This is a genomic window from Marinifilum fragile (genome assembly GCF_963677365.1).
Lineage (GTDB): Bacteria > Bacteroidota > Bacteroidia > Bacteroidales > Marinifilaceae > Marinifilum > Marinifilum fragile.
The window spans coordinates 4,695,360-4,712,333 of sequence record NZ_OY781962.1 but is presented as its reverse complement, the minus strand read 5'-3'; the positions used below and the strand labels follow the sequence as shown (position 1 = coordinate 4,712,333).

The 16,974-nt window shown below is 34.8% G+C and carries 14 protein-coding genes and 1 riboswitch; of the genes, 7 read left to right on the top strand and 7 right to left on the bottom strand.

Annotated elements, in window-relative coordinates:
- Positions 1–80 precede the first annotated feature (80 nt).
- Positions 81–764 (bottom strand): hypothetical protein, encoded by a 684-nt coding sequence (locus tag ACKPCA_RS19145; protein ID WP_321280523.1) that lies wholly within the window; start codon positions 762–764, stop codon positions 81–83.
- A 371-nt stretch (positions 765–1,135) separates the two neighbouring features.
- Between ACKPCA_RS19145 and ACKPCA_RS19140 the strand changes: the two genes are divergently transcribed.
- The 5 genes from ACKPCA_RS19140 to ACKPCA_RS19120 are packed head-to-tail and all read left to right on the top strand — an operon-like array spanning position 1,136 to position 6,874.
- Complete coding sequence (locus tag ACKPCA_RS19140; protein WP_321280521.1) at positions 1,136–1,945, top strand: toxin-antitoxin system YwqK family antitoxin; 810 nt, start codon at positions 1,136–1,138, stop codon at positions 1,943–1,945.
- A gap of 17 nt (positions 1,946–1,962) precedes the next feature.
- Entirely contained in the window at positions 1,963–3,354 is a 1,392-nt protein-coding gene (xseA, locus tag ACKPCA_RS19135) for an exodeoxyribonuclease VII large subunit (RefSeq protein WP_321280517.1), read from the top strand.
- Positions 3,355–3,555 carry an exodeoxyribonuclease VII small subunit gene (xseB, locus tag ACKPCA_RS19130; protein ID WP_120238735.1) on the top strand — a complete coding sequence of 67 codons (201 nt, stop codon included), beginning with the start codon at positions 3,355–3,357 and terminating at the stop codon, positions 3,553–3,555.
- On the top strand, positions 3,548–4,972 hold the full coding sequence (gene dacB, locus ACKPCA_RS19125; RefSeq protein ID WP_321280514.1) for a D-alanyl-D-alanine carboxypeptidase/D-alanyl-D-alanine endopeptidase: 1,425 nt from the start codon (positions 3,548–3,550) through the stop codon (positions 4,970–4,972). The genes xseB and dacB overlap by 8 nt, the downstream gene beginning before the upstream one ends.
- A gap of 39 nt (positions 4,973–5,011) precedes the next feature.
- The gene (locus tag ACKPCA_RS19120; RefSeq protein WP_321280513.1) at positions 5,012–6,874 is read left to right on the top strand and encodes a sensor histidine kinase; all 1,863 of its coding nucleotides are present in this window, start codon (positions 5,012–5,014) and stop codon (positions 6,872–6,874) included.
- A 53-nt stretch (positions 6,875–6,927) separates the two neighbouring features.
- Here the strand turns inward: ACKPCA_RS19120 and ACKPCA_RS19115 are convergent, their stop codons facing one another.
- The 6 genes from ACKPCA_RS19115 to trxA (ACKPCA_RS19090) form a co-directional block, all read right to left on the bottom strand.
- A complete protein-coding gene (locus ACKPCA_RS19115; protein ID WP_321280511.1) occupies positions 6,928–8,193 on the bottom strand; it encodes a DcaP family trimeric outer membrane transporter in 1,266 nt (421 codons plus the stop codon).
- A 396-nt stretch (positions 8,194–8,589) separates the two neighbouring features.
- A complete protein-coding gene (locus ACKPCA_RS19110; RefSeq protein WP_321280509.1) occupies positions 8,590–9,213 on the bottom strand; it encodes a thiamine diphosphokinase in 624 nt (207 codons plus the stop codon).
- A gap of 40 nt (positions 9,214–9,253) precedes the next feature.
- A complete protein-coding gene (gene pnuC / locus ACKPCA_RS19105) occupies positions 9,254–9,850 on the bottom strand; it encodes a nicotinamide riboside transporter PnuC (RefSeq protein ID WP_321280508.1) in 597 nt (198 codons plus the stop codon).
- A gap of 51 nt (positions 9,851–9,901) precedes the next feature.
- Positions 9,902–12,367: a TonB-dependent receptor gene (locus tag ACKPCA_RS19100; RefSeq protein WP_321280507.1), complete on the bottom strand. Its 2,466-nt coding sequence runs from the start codon at positions 12,365–12,367 to the stop codon at positions 9,902–9,904.
- A gap of 64 nt (positions 12,368–12,431) precedes the next feature.
- Positions 12,432–12,527, bottom strand: a riboswitch (TPP riboswitch).
- Positions 12,528–12,620: 93 nt separating this feature from the next.
- Positions 12,621–13,061 carry a thioredoxin gene (trxA, locus tag ACKPCA_RS19095; RefSeq protein WP_083464485.1) on the bottom strand — a complete coding sequence of 147 codons (441 nt, stop codon included), beginning with the start codon at positions 13,059–13,061 and terminating at the stop codon, positions 12,621–12,623.
- A 187-nt stretch (positions 13,062–13,248) separates the two neighbouring features.
- Positions 13,249–13,611 (bottom strand): thioredoxin, encoded by a 363-nt coding sequence (gene trxA / locus ACKPCA_RS19090; RefSeq protein ID WP_054714541.1) that lies wholly within the window; start codon positions 13,609–13,611, stop codon positions 13,249–13,251.
- A 210-nt stretch (positions 13,612–13,821) separates the two neighbouring features.
- On the opposite strand from trxA (ACKPCA_RS19090), the gene ACKPCA_RS19085 reads away from it, so the two are divergent.
- The gene (locus tag ACKPCA_RS19085) at positions 13,822–15,243 is read left to right on the top strand and encodes a CCA tRNA nucleotidyltransferase (RefSeq protein WP_321280504.1); all 1,422 of its coding nucleotides are present in this window, start codon (positions 13,822–13,824) and stop codon (positions 15,241–15,243) included.
- A 134-nt stretch (positions 15,244–15,377) separates the two neighbouring features.
- Positions 15,378–16,832: a monomeric [FeFe] hydrogenase gene (locus ACKPCA_RS19080; protein WP_321280503.1), complete on the top strand. Its 1,455-nt coding sequence runs from the start codon at positions 15,378–15,380 to the stop codon at positions 16,830–16,832.
- Positions 16,833–16,974: the final 142 nt, after the last annotated feature.

Here is a 16,974-nt window from a genome sequence, read left to right as displayed (position 1 = left end):
CAGATATATTAAAAATGGCGATCGAAATTCGATCGCCATTTTTTTGCTTGCTATAATAAGTTTATAAACTAACTGTTATACTAAGCAACTTTATCCGGCACTGAGTGCATCCAGAAAGTCTTCACTTTCATTTTAATATAGTTCAGTTCATACTCAACACACTTCATTGGATCATCCTTTCTGTACAAACTTTGTCCAATTTCCATTACATCCTGCATGGTTGCCCAAAGATGATTTAAACAACGGAAAACTTCCTCCTTCAACAATCCACGTGAATTAAGTAGACGATTTAATTCGATACGATCTAGCTTCAAAACCTGATAAATTGATCTAATTCCATCTATTATGGATTGAGCCACATCTTCGTTTTGAGTTGGAATATTTGCCTCAAGTTGTTGCAAAAGATTTGGTACAATCGACAAAATTGAGCTCAAATTCTTCTTCTCAATAATTTCGACAATATAATCGAATTGTTTAATTCTTGATATCGGAAAATAATCCTGTACCTCCAAAATTAAAGTATTCAAACTTTCTATTTTTCGAAATACACCAATCCTGATATTCTGAATTTTCACCCCTTCAGGCCCACAGCAAACAATTTCTTTTGCTTTTCTGATCTGCTCAGAAAAGCGCGCCTTAAACACCTCATCAAATACAGGATAAACTCTTTGAAAGTCCTCAATATCTCTAGAGAAACTGTCGGAGATGAATTTTGCCGCGATAGGCATTTCATCGAAATTAAAAGGAAAATCCATTGTCTCCATACCACCAATTTTGTTAGTTATGCTTTTGTTATTGTTTCTACTTTTTTTGATTCCATTATTCATTTAAGCTTGATGAAATCAAATCTAAAAATGCATTTTCTCACTTCAACTCAATTGCCTCATCACCACTTCAAATAATACATAATTAGAGAAAATCACATTTAATTCGATTCATAAAATACAAAATATCAACACCATCCAAAAAATATTAGAAATGATGTACAACATATTTTTATTATTAATGATTCGAACTTATTGGTTTTTATGGGAAAAGCTCAAGTTTTTTTTATGGCTGTTATAGTTTTATTAGTTTTGTGTTAGCTTGATTATACAGTAATAATAAAATTGCCAAGAAGACAAAAACGAACAAAATGATAAAAAACTTATTTATTCTACTCTTACTTATAACTCCGATGTTTTCTCCAGCTCAAGAAATCAACCAAACAGACAAAAATGGTTTAAAACAAGGAGTTTGGATTAAAAAATACCCAAATGGAAAAATCAAATACAAAGGCTGTTTTCTTGACAACAAACCAAGTGGACGAATAGAACGCTTTCATACCAATGGCAACCTAAAAGCTGTATTAATTTTTTCTGAAAAAGGCATAAAAGCAAAAGCGGAACTTTACAATGAATCAGCCCAGTTAGTTGCGAAGGGAAATTTTATAAAATCGCAGAAGGATAGCATTTGGAACTATTTTGATAAAAAAGGAAATATTCGAGCAAGTGAATCATTCCAAAATGGCATTAAAAATGGACTTAGTGAGTACCGTTTCAAGAATGGTAAAGTTTCAGAATCTATTCATTTTGTTAATGGAAAAAAACATGGCATATGGAAACGTTTTTTTCAAGATGGTAAAACTTATATCGAAGCTGCATATAAAGAAGGTAAATTGGATGGTGGTTTTCAAGCTTTTTATCCCAATGGCATTATTGAGTTTGGTGGAAATTATCACAACAATAAAAAAGCAGGCAATTGGGATCATTACTCTGAGAAAGGAGATTTGCTTTTTACCATTGAATACAAAAATGGTGTGGCTTTGAATCAGAATGAGCTTGATGAACAACAGATGAAAAAACTGGAGCAAATGGAAACTCAGAAAGAAAAATTAATCCATAGTGATCCTGAAAATTACGTAAACGATCCTGATTCATTCTTGCGTTCTCAAATGAGACGATAAACTCTACAAAGGAAACTATGGCAAACAAAGGAATAAGTTTATTTCAATTAAACAATCAAATTAAAGGAGTTTTAAAGAACTCCTTTGATTCAGACTTGTGGATTGTGGCTGAAATTAGCGAAGTCCGCTATAATCAAAACGGTCACTGTTATTTGGAATTGGTCGAAAAGGATAATGATACAGATCAAATTATTGCCAAAGCCAGGGCAACCATTTGGGCCTATACCTTTAGAATGTTAAAACCTTATTTTGAAACCAGCACGGGTCAAAGATTTTCTGCAGGAATTAAGGTATTAATCAGTGTCAGCATAGAATTTCAGGAAATTTATGGTTACACCTTAAATATTAAAGATATCGATCCTAGTTATACACTAGGAGATATTGCCAAACGAAGAAAAGAGATTCTGAATAGGCTGGAAGAAGAAGGGGTTTTGGAAATGAATAAAGAAATTGATTTCCCGGAAATTCCTAAATGTATTGCCCTTATCTCCTCTCCTACGGCAGCTGGTTACGAAGATTTCACAAATCAATTGGAAAATAATTCTTCCGGGTACAAATTCCATTATAAATTGTTTCCGGCCATTATGCAAGGAAATCAGGCTGAAGAATCAATTATTGCTGCACTAGATCGAATCAATGAATATGAAGATGTATTTGATGTTGTTGTAATAATTCGAGGTGGTGGTTCAACTGCCGATTTAAATTGTTTCGATAGCTATTGGCTGGCTTTTAATATTGCCCAGTTTCCGCTTCCTGTAGTTTCAGGAATTGGACATGAAAGAGATGAAACCATTGTTGATATTGTAGCCAATGTGCGTGTTAAAACACCAACTGCAGCTGCCGAATACCTGATTGACTGCTTTGATGAAAAACAAGCTTATCATGAAAGTTTGCAAGAGGAATTTTATAACGGAATAAACGAAATTCTGCTTGAGGCTACCGAGAATTTGCATTATCTGTCGAACAAGTTTTCGCCCTTGGTTAAAAACATATTGGAACGAAAATCCAATCAGCTTTTGCTTGCAAATGAAAAGCTAATTCATTCAGCAAAACAATTGACAAAATCGCACTCTTTTAATTTGCAGAATTTTAAAACCAAATTGAAATTAGGCTTAGAACATAGACTAAGTAATGAAAAAAATCATGCTACACATCTGCAAAGTAAAATTGGCATTCGAGTTGGTCGATTGCTCGAAAATCAAAAGCATAAATTATCACTACACGAGCAAAGTGTAAAATATCTAAATCCTGAAAATATCCTGCAAAAAGGATATACACTAACTTTAAAGGATGGAAAAATCGTGAAAGACATTTCATCTCTTTCAAAGAACGATATAATTGAAACCAGATTTAAAGATGGTCTGGTTGAGAGTGAAATTCAAAAAGTAAATCCTAAAAAACACAAATAAATGGCCAAGAAAAAGATTAGTTACAGCGAAGCAATTGCCGAAATTGAAGAAACAATCATGTTGATTGAAAATGAAGAACTGGATGTTGATGATTTATCCGAAAAGGTAAAACGAGTTTCAGAATTATTGGTGATTTGTAAGGCAAAATTAAATAACACTGAAAAAGAAGTTGAAAAAATCTTAAAAGAGATCGATGAATAAAATTTTACTCCTTTTTGCATTTGTAGTTTGGGGATTTTCGTGCACTTCCCAAAAAACTACAGATAATAAAATTCAACAATTTGTAGATGATTTTACAGCTGATTCATGCTTCTATTCGGCTGGAATAGGCATTATTATTAAAGATGTTAAAAAGGGGAATATATTGGCTCAACACAACTCGAAAATGGCTTTAACGCCAGCTTCAAGTCAAAAATTGATTACCACTGCAAGCGCATTGGAAATATTAGGTGAAGATTATCAATTTAAAACTCTTATCGAAGCTGATGGGAATATTGAAAATGGAACGCTAAAAAGAAACTTAATTATTAAAGGTGGTGGTGATCCTGCATTGGAATCGAAATATTTTGAATCTCAGCAAAACATTGCCAACAGAATTGTATCAAAACTAAAAACATTAAATATCAACACTATTGATGGCCGTATCTTGGTAGACAACTCTTACTTCGTACCTTCGATCCCGAGAACCTGGATATGGGAAGATATTGGTAATTATTATGGTGCTGTTCCCAATGCCATCAACTACCGTGATAACATGTACACCTTGTTTTTTAAATCAGGACAAGCTGGCAGTAAGACTAAAATTTGGAAAACGGCTCCACGTAATACGGGATTGGATTTCGACAATCAGGTTGTAAGCTCTGAAATCAATCGCGATTTAGCTTACATTTTTGGTGGCAACACAAGTAAATTGCGCAGAATAGAAGGCAGCATCCCTCAGAATAGAGATGATTTCAAGGTAAAGGGAGCTTTTCTTCACCCAGAAATGGCCTTAATTGAAGATCTCAAAGCAGAATTAAAGAATAGTAACATTAGAGTCCTGAATCAAAAAAGTAAGCATAAAACCAATCGTAAAGAGTTATTCGAAATTCTATCTCCAAAAGTGAAAGATATCGTGTACTGGACCAATCAGAAAAGCGTAAATCTTTTTGCCGATCAGTTGTTATTTGAAATCGGACAAAAACAAAACAAAAAAGCCGATTGGGAAACTGGAGTAAGAAGCATAAATGAGTTTTGGAGCACAAAAGGTATTAAAACCAAATATCAAAATTTACTTGATGGCAGTGGCTTATCGCACTTCAATGCAATTTCTGCTGAATTTTTCAGCCAAATCCTGACTTTCATGTATCATAGCAACAATTACGATGCTTTCTTATCATCTCTTCCTGTTGCTGGAAAATCAGGTACCTTAAAATATTTTGGAAAAGACAGTGATATTGCAAACAATTGGATGGCTAAAACCGGATCAATGACAGGTGTAAGAACTTATTGTGGTTACTTAAAAAACTCAAAAGGCAAACCTTACATTGTATGTATTTTAATTAACAATCACCATTGCTCATCTAAGGAACTCAATAATAAATTGCTAAACCTTTTAATTCATATTTATAATTACTAAATTGAATTGATTAACAATACAAATCAATTCTATTTTCTTATGAGAATTAGTATTAATTCGATAATACTTTCACTGCTTGTAATATGTAGTTTGAGTGCCTATTCTTCAGTAAGCAAACACGTATTAATTCTAAACTCATACCACAATGGTCTCAGTTGGACAGATTCAACCTTAAAAAGTATCAAAAGTGAGCTTCTGCCAAATCCAAATACGGCTATCCACATTGAATATATGGATTCAAAAAGATATTTCTCTGAAGGGTATCTGGAACATCTGAAACAATATTACCAATACAAGTATAAGAACCAAAAATTTGATTTAATTATTTCTACCGACAACAATGCCTACGACTTTTTAATCAAAAATCGTGATGAAGTTTTCGGTGAAGTACCTGTTGTTTTTTCAGGTTTAAACTCCTTTATCGATACTCCTAAAGGATATACAGGTGTATTTGAAAATTTTAATGTGTGTGCCACAATTGATTTAATTGAAAATCACCACCCAGATTATTCTAAGATCGTAGTTGTAACAGATTATAGTACCACAGGAAAAAACTTGGTTACCATGCTGGATGAACAAATCCAGGAAATGGGTAAACCAGTTAGGTTTGAAATTTTAAAAGCCAAAAGTTTACAAGATTTAAAAATTCACCTTTCAGAATTACATTCTAATGATGTTGTTCTTTACTTGCTATACAATCGGGATATTGACGGCAATTATTACACTTACGAAAAGGGTTTTTCCGAATGTAAACCCTATTGCAAAGTTCCAATTTACTGTGTTTGGGATTTTTATCTTAATCATGGTGCCATAGGTGGATCTTTAATAACAGGAAGAACTCACGGTAAGCAAGCTGCTCTAATAGCTAAAAAAGTATTATCCGGTACTCCTATCGATGCTATTCCTCCAATGAAATCTGAATATGAGTACATGTTCGATTATAATGAATTGGTAAATTTTAATATCAAGATTAAGGATTTGCCTAAAAATTCCAAACTAATAAATGAGCCCTACAGCCTGATTAAGGAAAATAAGGAAATAGTTATACTTACTTTAACGATATTGATACTTTTAACCATTATTATCATCGTAATGATGATTAATATTCACCTTAAAAAATTAAAAGAACAAAAAGAAAAAGCTCATATGCTGGAAATCACTGCGACAAATGTAAAACTAGAAAAAGCGATAGAGGTTGCAGAAGAATCAAACCGGTTAAAATCTGCTTTCCTGGCCAATATGTCGCATGAAATCCGAACACCTATGAATGCTATATTGGGATTTACAGAACTGCTTTCAGGTGAGAATGTATCAGATGCCAAAAGAAAAAAGTTCATTTCCATCATCCAAAAAAACACCAATGGATTATTACGATTGATTAGCGATATTCTTGATATCTCAAAAATTGAAACCAATCAGTTAAAGCTTGTTTTGGACCGATGTAATATCTCCAAACTTTTCGATTCGATTAAATATGATTATGAAACACTTAAAGAACATAAGGCGAATCACGATCTCAACTTTATTGTAAGTACCCCAGATGCTAATCCAATTTATGAGATTACAACCGATTCGGTTCGATTACAACAAGTGTTTACCAACCTAATTGAAAATTCAATTAAATTTACCCAGGGAGGTGAAATTGAAGTTGGCTATACAGTTAAAGGAAAGTTTATTGAATTCTTTGTAAGAGATACTGGGATTGGCATTCCAGAAGAAAAACAAGCCATTATTTTCGACAGATTCCGACAGGCCGAATTAGATGCGAACACAAGACAATATGGAGGCACAGGTTTAGGCTTGGCAATTAGCAAAAGCTTAATTGAAATGCTAGGAGGTGAAATATGGATGAAATCGAAACCACAAGAAGGAACCACATTTTATTTTACGATTCCTCTATAAACAAGTAAAGACGTAGCATGCTACGTCTCTATCAAATCTTGTAAATATCGTTACTAAAAGAAATAATATACTCCTAATGAATATCTGGTACCACCTATCCACTTGGTATCTTTAACCTTAGCTTTTTCAGTAAGTTTACCGTATGCAGCAGCAGTATACTCTGCTTCAAATTCGAACTTTAAGTTCTTGTATTTTTTACAAACACGTGGAGCCAAACGATATAATTCTCCAATGTCTTTACTTCTTGCATAAACCAAATCTGTTGAGGCAATATCATCCTCGGCACCGTAATTTTTAGAATATCCGGCAAGAAAAGCATATTCCCAGTCGTTTTTCTTGTAAGAAAGCTCAGCCCACGAACCCATTACTTTAATCCCTGTGTATGATGCTTCGTTGGTTACAGGATTCATATCCTTAACAGCATATCCGCCCAACATTAACACATCGGTAAGGTTGGTACCGTAAGTGGTTTGAGCCTTAAAAGTAACCGGATTGAAATTCAACTTGAAATATCCCATCACAGCCCATGATGAAATGGTTTCATCATTTTTCCAATTCTGGATATTTCCCTCATTGTCAACACTTGTACTTTGTAGAGAAGGCTTTAAGTTTTTGAATTCACCACTTACGCCAAACAAGTGTTTCTTCTTCCCTAAATAATAGTGTGCCTGCCCTTGAACAATTGGCATTCCGGCATTTCTTAAATATTTGTTACTTGATCCATCAGGACCAGTACTTGTATAATCTCTTTCCGTTGCAATTGCTGCCAACAGTTTCCAATTACCGGTTTTATGAGTTAATCTCACCTGAGGATTACGAGCAAATGGCTTGAATGGCAAACCTGCATTGGCACCTACAGTAAATGGAAAAACTTCAGCAACAAACAATGGAGACCATGTCTGTCCGATTAAAAGTGAAGTATTTCCCCAATCCAAATTTACAAATGCATGACGCACACGTAAACCATTGGTATCCGATTCACCGTTTCCAATAAACTCAGCTTCAATCATTCCGTTGGTTTTTGCACCCAAAATTTCAGGACCAGTAATCTTGGCATTCACTCTTGATTGGATTACTGCCATATTATATACTCCACCTTCATTAATATCCTCGCCTGCAGCATCTAAGATCTCATTTTTAGGATACAGAAGAATATGTCCTTCACGTGCAGCTACCATTTGACGAGTATCGTAAGTAAATAAAGTGTGTACATATCCACCAAATTTAACAGAAAGTGGTAATTCCTTTTTTTGTGCGTTAAGACCTGAAATGCTTATGAATGAAACAAGAAGCAATAACAGAGTTTTTAATTTTTTCATCGATTTTGTTAGGTTTTAATTTGGCTGCAAATATAAAAATGATTTAAACATCTGCTAATTAGAATTAAAACATATTACCTCAGATTCGCTGAAAAATTGAATGAAAACTTTAACCTCACTGGCTGGGGAGGCTGATAATTCACAGGAATTATTTGCCTCACTCGTGGGGGAGGCACAATTTGCAACAACTTTTTATCCTCGATACTCAGGGAGGGAGAAAATGAGATACTATTTTAGTCTTTCTGCGTAGTAGAACACAAAATTGCGACAAAACTTTAACCTCACTGGCTGGGGAGGCTGACAATTCGCAGGAATTATTAGCCTCACTCGTGGGGGAGGCACAATTTGGAACAACTTTTTATCCTCGATACTCAAAGAGAATGAATATATTATAAACTATTGTCGGTATTCCTGAAATACAATCAATGGTCCTCCTTCAAATTCAATTCTGAAACTGTCACCCATCGATTCATTTAGCGTACCTTGCCACATCCAATCCAATTGCTGATTGGTTAAGGCATATCGCAAATTTGCTGTGGTAATTAGTGTATCTCTGTTTGGTGAGAAAATGGATACTTGTTGTCTGGTAAAGCTATCAAAATTCTTTGAGCGAACTATTGGAGTAAACACACCATAGCTGGTTAGCATTTTAACCCTTATCTTTTTTGCATACTGCGGTAAAAGAAATACATTGCCAATCATATGATCATCGCGCTTACCCGTTGCTCCAACTATAGCTATTTCGTTGTACTTATTGGCAATGCACCATTCAACTGCCTTGGTCAAATCATTGGTATCCTGATTTGAAAAGTGATGAATAATATCCCTATACTTCCATTTCAATTCGGAATCTAAAGAATCCAAATCACCAATAATGGCGAAAGGTTCTAATCCTGCTTTTTCCAGATTGTTAATTGCACCGTCGCAACAAATGATATGTTTTGATTCTTTTAGTTCCTTTAATGGGATTTCGTGAGTAGGAAAGGCTCCGTTTGCCAATATTACAGCTTTCTTTTGCATTCTAGATTGGTGATGATAAAATTTGAGCCTGTAAATTTAATTAATTACCTGAAATAGCCTGAGAACGAAGCATGTCTTTTTTCCATTGCAGATAGCCTACCAAGGCCAATACTGTATAGAAGAAAAACAAAACGGTTGTTGGATAAAGACCTTTATAAATGTATAAACCCATAGAAACAGCATTTACGACAACCCAAACCAGCCACTGCTCTAAAATTTTTCTGGCCAGCATCCATGTTGCAACAATGCTTAAGGCAGTTGTAAAAGCATCCCAATATGGAATTGATGCATCGGTAAAGTTTACCAGTATGTAAGCAATAAAAACATAAATCAACATGCTTGCGCCAAATAGTGTTAGGAACAAAGCGCGACTTAGTCTGACCACAGGAAGCTGATCATCACTTTTATTGGCTCCCCTTGACCAAAGTACCCATCCATAAATACTGATAAAAACATAGTAGAACTGTAGTGACATATCAGCATACAGCTTGGCCACAAAAAACACATAGATATACATTACAGATGTAAGTAAACCTACTGGCCACAACCATTTATTCTGTTTTATTTCAAGGTACAGGAATAATAATCCTGATATGGTTCCTATGATTTCTACAATATTATCAATTATCCAGGTCATATTTTTAATTTAGGTAGAGACGTACGGCCGTACGTCTCTACAAATATTATCTTAAAATCGCAATGTCACACCTGCCAGAACATTTGTTCCTGCCTGTGGATAATAGTATTTCCATGTTTTTTCAACACCTTGCTCATACCAGTTTCCACCATATGCATTATTTTCATATTTGGCATCAAGTACATTGTTAATGCTTAACTGGAAAGCAACTTCTTTCATCCAACTTGGCTTGATACTGTAGTTCAATCTTAGGTTATGAACATGGTAAGCATCCAATTTTCGATCTGCACTCGCAGTATTGTCAAAGTACTGTTCCCCTACATACTTACTTACAAAACTTACATCAAAACCTTTTGCTGGAGTCCATGTTAAAATACTACTTCCAACTTTTTCTGGTGAGTAACTAATGTCAGTATCTCCTAGTTCTTTCCCTTTGTACTCTTCGTTCCAATTTTCATCGTAGTAAGTTGAATACTCTACAAAATCTTTAATTCTATTACGACTCAAAGTAAGGTTGGCATCCCATTTTAAAGTTGGTAAAATCTGAACGCCCCAAATCAACTCAACACCTGCTCTGTAACTCTTATCTACATTTGTCATGATATCGTAACCAACACTATTCTTTTCGCCTGTTGGTACCAACTGGTCTCGATAGTACATGTAGTAAAGGTTAACTCCGAAAGTAGCATTTTTAGATTTATAGTTGTACCCTAGTTCATAATCGAATAATGACTCATCAACAGGATATGAATTTGGATCGCCTTTGGCATCTTTAAAGTTTGCACGAGTTGGCTCACGATGTGCTACACCAAATGATGCATAAGCTGAGTTTCTATCGTTAAGGGTATAATACAATCCCACTTTAGGGTTGAAGAAATCAAATTTATGCTCCTGAACCAATGGCAAAAGATCATCATCCGTACCATCCATATCGTAAGAAATATGACGATACTGAACATCTCCATAAGCATTTAATTTATCGCTTAATTCAACATTCATCTTGGCAAAAACATTGTAATCGGTCTTTTCTCCAGTATTCAAATACCATTGATGTCCATTAGGAACTCCACCTTTTTGAGCCCAAAGAATATTACCGAAGTGATCACCATCATAACGATTCCAAGCACCACCGAAAGATGCATCTACCTTATTCTTACGATAGTTCAATGAGTAAGTAAACCCATAAAAGTCGTTCTTCAACCACTTTTGACGAGTTAAATCAGTTTTGGTAACTTCCTTTCCATCAACAGTAGGATTTGTTAACCCATAAGACTTGTAATCGGTAGTATGATAATCATTATCATCATCTTGAAACTGCTCATAGAAGCCTTTTCCTTTTGTATAATGCAATGCAGCATTCAAATTCAAGTTCGAAGTTAATTCCTGAGAGTAGAATAACTGGTAATGTGTTTGCTTGTAATTATCAGTTTGATTGTCGTAATATCTGGTAACACCATTTTCGTCGGTATATTCTCCTGCAGGATTGTATCTTCTGTCTTCATAATCATTAGGATCATCGGTGTTGATATTTGGGTTTCCCCACCAGCTGATACCTGTTTTCTGGTCACCTGAGATGATGTTGAATTTCAACATGCTTCTTTCAGTATAGTAAGTCCCACTTGCAAAAAATGATTCATGATCAGAAAATGCACGATCAACAAATCCGTCAGACTTTAACTTTGAATAACGAGCATCAAAACTAAATTTTCCATTGATTAATCCTGTTCCAGCTTTGAATGTATTACGGAAAGTATTGAACGATCCTGCAACACTTTGAACTTCGGCATAAGGTTCTGCGTTCACATTTTCTGTTTGGAAGTTAATGGTAGCACCGAAAGCTGCAGCACCATTGGTAGATGTTCCAACTCCACGCTGAATTTGAATGTTATCAACTGATGAAGCAAAGTCTGGCATGTTTACCCAAAATACACCTTGCGATTCTGAATCATTCAATGGCACACCATTAATTGTAACGTTAATACGAGAAGCATCAGTACCACGAATACGTAAAGCTGAATAACCAACACCATTACCTGCTTCTGATGATTCAACCAATGAAGGAGTCAAACTTAACTGGTATGGAATATCCTGACCTGTATTTTGCTTCCTCACCTCTTCTCCACCCAAATTGGTTACTGCTACTGGAGCTTTATTTCCTGCTCTTGTTGCTGCAACCAGAACCTCGTCGGCCATTATGGCAGTTGGATTTAATTTAAAATCTAAATTCTTTGATTCAGTAAGCTTTACAGAACTTTCCTTTGTTTCATAACCCAAAAAAGAGATCACAAATTGGTATTCTCCAGCTTTTAAATTTGTAAACTGATATTCACCATATGAATTGGCAACAGTTCCCAAATAAGTTTCTTTCACTGCAATTGCTGCCCCAGGTAGAGCATTTCCGCTTTTATCGGTAACTTTCCCTTTTAAATTTAATTGTGAAAAACCGATAAAGCATACAAATTGCAATACAATTAACAGAGTTGCTCTGCGCAAGACAGAGTTCATTTGCTTAAACATTGTGTAATAAATTAAAACGTTAATAAAATATTGCAATGAGGTATATATAAGATCAGGTTGGCGAAAAGTTAGCTCGCAATTTTCCTACGCCGGCATTATCCGGATCAGGTGTAAGGGTATGATCTCAGCCAGTTATAATTAGGCACCCCACTGTGATTTGGCGCAAAGATAGTCTGAAAACTAGCAAAAACAAAAAAGTCGGCAAAAAGCCGACTTTCAAAACCTAAACTATTATAATTACTCTAACCTATAATCAATTTGGGGCTTTCACTCCCAAAACGTCATTAATTGCTTTTACAAATGTGGCCTTAGGCAAAGCACCTTGAGCCATTGTTGGTTTACCTTCCATCGGCACAAACAGCAAAGATGGTATACTTCTGATTCCAAATGCAGCTGATACTTTTTGAGCCTTATCGGTGTCTACTTTATAAATCTGAATGGCATCGCCATATTCCTTTTGCAATTCCTTTAGTACAGGAGCAATTCTTTTACAAGGTCCACACCAATCGGCGTAGAAATCAACAATTACAGGCTTATTCCCTTCAAATTTCCAATCGCCACCTTTTTCGTAATCAAATACCATTTCTTTAAAACTATCATCATCTAAATGAATAATTTTAGCATCAGAATTCGATTGTGCGTAACTATTGGTTCCCATAAAAGCAACCAACATTATTATTAAAAATCTCTTCATTTTCTCTTTCTTTTCTAGTGCAAACACCGTTTCAGTTTTAATTCATTATCGCTCTAAAGCTAATAATGATTTGCTTTAAATTGTGTCTGCTCAACGACCGTTAATAACTCTTTAACTTTTCAGTAATCAACGCATATATCAATTCACGATTGATTTTAAAAAGGTTATTCATTTATTGTGATCGCAATTATTTTGCCTCAACCTTTAAAACTTCTGCAAAGGCTTGTTTAAAATTCTCTTTTGATAAGGCTCCCTGTGCCATTTGTGGTTGCCCATCCTTAGGAATGAATAACAATGATGGAATACTTTGAATTCCGAACATTGCTGATAATTCCTGTTCTTTCTCAGTATCTATTTTATAAATATCCAAAGCTTCACCATATTCTGCCTTCAACTCATCTAAAATTGGAGCCACCATTTTACAAGGTCCACACCAATCTGCATAAAAATCTACCAAACATGGTTTGTTGCCTTCAAATTTCCAATCTTTATTTTTTTCGAAATCAAATACTTTTTCTTTGAAAGATTCTTTCGTTAAATGTTCTACCATAACTAACACCTAAATTAATTTATTACTTTATATATCTACAAATCTATATATTTTTATCAAACAATTAACATACCAAAGCCTATTTTTCTATGAATTTTCATAATCCCCTTAATTAATTGTAATTTTGTCAGGAAATTAAACAGTCGGTATGTCATGTATCGACAACACAGTAGTAACAGCCTGATTACAGGCTATATGACTAATAAATAAGTGAGAGAACATTTAAAACATCCTATATTTTCAATCATATCAGAAATTGTAACTGAGGAAAATCTTGAAAGCTATGTAATTGGAGGCTATGTTAGAGATATATTTTTAAAGCGCAATTCAAAAGATATTGATGTTGTTGTAATTGGCAGTGGTATTGAATTGGCTCAAAAAGTTGCAAGCAGAGCTGGTAATCCTAAGGTATCTGTATTTAAAAACTTTGGTACTGCAATGCTAAAATTCAAAGATCTTGAAATAGAATTCGTAGGTGCCAGAAAAGAATCATATAACAGAGACTCTAGAAAACCAATTGTTGAAAATGGCAGTTTAGAAGATGACCAGAAAAGAAGAGATTTTACCATTAATGCGCTAGCATTAAGTCTGCACAAAGATAATTTTGGAGAACTCTTAGATCCATTTGGAGGCATTGATGATTTAAATAGCAAAATCATAAAAACACCAATGGATCCTATGATTACTTTCTCAGATGATCCATTAAGAATGATGCGTGCAATTCGTTTTGCTACACAGCTAAACTTTAAAATTTCCGATGTTACTTTCGAAGCTATCAAAGAGAACAGGGATCGCATTCACATCATCTCTAAAGAGCGTATTATAGAGGAGCTAAATAAAATTGTAATGTCAGCTAAACCATCAATCGGTTTTAAATTGCTTGAAGAATGTGGCTTGTTGAAAATTATATTTCCAGAGTTTCAAAGATTAAAAGGCAGAGAAACCAGAAATGGAATTAGCCATAAAGACAATTTTTATCATACTCTTGAGGTTTTAGATCAGTTGGTACCTCATTCCGACAATTTATGGCTTCGATGGTCGGCTCTGCTGCACGATATAGCCAAACCTAATACCAAAAAATTTGTAAATGGAATTGGTTGGACTTTCCATGCTCACAATTTTGTTGGGGAAAAAATGGTTCCTCGCATTTTTAAGAATATGAAATTGCCTTTGAACGAGAAAATGAAGTTTGTTCAGAAAATGGTACTGCTGCATATGCGCCCTATCGTTTTGGCACAAGAAGTAGTAACCGATTCTGCTGTTAGAAGATTACTTTTTGACGCTGGTGACGACATTGATGAACTCATGAAATTGTGCGAAGCCGACATTACCTCTAAAAACGAAGAGAAGGTTAAACGATTCTTGGATAACTTTCAATTGGTTCGTCAAAAACTAAAAGAGGTTGAAGAAAAAGATGCGGTTCGAAATTTCCAACCTCCAATTGACGGGCAAGAAATTATTGACACATTTAATTTGTCACCATGTAAAACCATTGGAGATATAAAAGTAGCCATAAAAGATGCAATTCTGGATGGAATTATTCCAAACGAAAGGGAAGCAGCCTATAATTTCATGATTGAAAAAGGAAAAGAGCTAGGCCTTGAACCAGTTGGCAAAAAAAAGAATAATTAGTTCGGAAATATTTCCGGACTTTTTTTTTCTGTTATATAACCTATTTCAATTTGTTAAACAGCACTTGATAGACTCGACATAATATCTACTTTTGCGGCAATTAAGCAATCTCACTATTTATAATTATACAACAAATGGCCTACGTTGATAATACAATGATTATCAGAAGAGATCTGTTATCGAAAATGGCAGAACTTTTTAATGAAGGAAAATTTAAAGAAGGATTAGATCGAATTCCTCTAGAAATGGCACCTCGAAGAAAAAAAGATCTTGATAGATGCTGTGTTTTCAAAGAGCGTGTTATCATTAAAGAAAAATTAATTCCTCTTTTGGGATTTGATTTGGAAGATGATCGCGATGAATTAAAAACCCTGGCAGAATACGCAGAAGAAGCTCTGGAGAGAAAGAATCCAATCAACAAAATCCTTACCGTTGTTGATGAAGCTTGTACTTCATGTGTAAAAAACTCATACATAGTTACCAATCTTTGTAAAGGTTGTGTTGCTCATCCTTGTATGATGAACTGTCCTAAAAATGCAATTAGCTGGAATGGAAATGGCCAAGCACAAATTGATCCAATAACATGCATCAACTGTGGTATTTGTATGAACGTGTGTCCATATCACTCAATCATATTTATGCCTGTTCCATGCGAAAATTCATGTCCTGTTGGTGCAATTTCCAAAGATGAGTATGGTATCGAGCAAATCGATGAGGATAAATGTATTGATTGTGGTAAATGTATCACTGCTTGTCCTTTCGGATCAATTATGGAAAATTCACAAATTGTGGATGTAATGAAATCCATAAAAGATGAAGAGACAGAAACCATTGCAATTGTTGCTCCTGCAGTTATTGGTCAATTCAAATCGAGCACAGATACCGTATTGGGTGCTATAAAACAATTAGGCTTTTGTGATGTACTTGAAGTTGCAAAAGGCGCAAATGTAACAACAGAAAAAGAAGCTGATGAGTTATTGGAACGTTTGGAAAACAAAGCTCCATTTATGACTACTTCTTGTTGTCCTGCATATGTTTCGGCAACCGAAAAGCACATTCCTGAAATTCAGAAATATGTTTCGGAAACCAAGAGTCCGATGTACTATGCAGCTGAAATTGCAAGAGAAAAATATCCTAATGCAAAGATTGTATTTATAGGTCCTTGTATTGCCAAGCGTCGCGAAGGAATGAAAGATCCAAATGTTGATTACGTTATGACATTCGAAGAACTTTCAGCTCTATTTCATGGTTGGAATATTGAAATTAGCAAAGAGGAACCTTTACTTTTAGATAAAAGTATTTTGAATCACGGTAGAGCTTATGCAGCCAGCGGAGGTGTTGCTCAATCGGTTCTTGAAGTTAAACCTTACGTGAATATCAAACCTGTAATTGTAAATGGTTTGGATAAGAAAAAGATCAAAATGCTAAAAGCTTTTGGCAAAACGGGTAAAACTAGCGGAAACTTTGTTGAAGTAATGGCTTGCGAAGGCGGCTGTATTGCTGGACCAAGTTCCAATTTCGATCCTAAAACAGGAAGCAAACTTTACGAAAAAAATCTTGCAGCTTTAATTGAAAGTTTAGAAGATTAATATCGATAAAAATATTTCTAGTGCGGTAATGATCAATTACCGCACTAGAAACCTTCAATATCTAGGGCGGAAACTACACAATACCGCACTAGAAACTAAATATTAGCTCACAAGAGATTTTTTAATACTCATTTAGGTTTGA

Excerpts from the sequence above, each read along its gene's own strand:
- ACKPCA_RS19145 (WP_321280523.1), bottom strand. The coding sequence starts at position 764 with ATGGAGACAATGGATTTTCCTTTTAATTTCGATGAAATGCCTATCGCG.
- ACKPCA_RS19140 (WP_321280521.1), top strand. The coding sequence starts at position 1,136 with ATGATAAAAAACTTATTTATTCTACTCTTACTTATAACTCCGATGTTT.
- xseA (WP_321280517.1), top strand. The coding sequence starts at position 1,963 with ATGGCAAACAAAGGAATAAGTTTATTTCAATTAAACAATCAAATTAAA.
- xseB (WP_120238735.1), top strand. The coding sequence starts at position 3,355 with ATGGCCAAGAAAAAGATTAGTTACAGCGAAGCAATTGCCGAAATTGAA.
- dacB (WP_321280514.1), top strand. The coding sequence starts at position 3,548 with ATGAATAAAATTTTACTCCTTTTTGCATTTGTAGTTTGGGGATTTTCG.
- ACKPCA_RS19120 (WP_321280513.1), top strand. The coding sequence starts at position 5,012 with ATGAGAATTAGTATTAATTCGATAATACTTTCACTGCTTGTAATATGT.
- ACKPCA_RS19115 (WP_321280511.1), bottom strand. The coding sequence starts at position 8,193 with ATGAAAAAATTAAAAACTCTGTTATTGCTTCTTGTTTCATTCATAAGC.
- ACKPCA_RS19110 (WP_321280509.1), bottom strand. The coding sequence starts at position 9,213 with ATGCAAAAGAAAGCTGTAATATTGGCAAACGGAGCCTTTCCTACTCAC.
- pnuC (WP_321280508.1), bottom strand. The coding sequence starts at position 9,850 with ATGACCTGGATAATTGATAATATTGTAGAAATCATAGGAACCATATCA.
- ACKPCA_RS19100 (WP_321280507.1), bottom strand. The coding sequence starts at position 12,367 with ATGTTTAAGCAAATGAACTCTGTCTTGCGCAGAGCAACTCTGTTAATT.
- trxA (WP_083464485.1), bottom strand. The coding sequence starts at position 13,061 with ATGAAGAGATTTTTAATAATAATGTTGGTTGCTTTTATGGGAACCAAT.
- trxA (WP_054714541.1), bottom strand. The coding sequence starts at position 13,611 with ATGGTAGAACATTTAACGAAAGAATCTTTCAAAGAAAAAGTATTTGAT.
- ACKPCA_RS19080 (WP_321280503.1), top strand. The coding sequence starts at position 15,378 with ATGGCCTACGTTGATAATACAATGATTATCAGAAGAGATCTGTTATCG.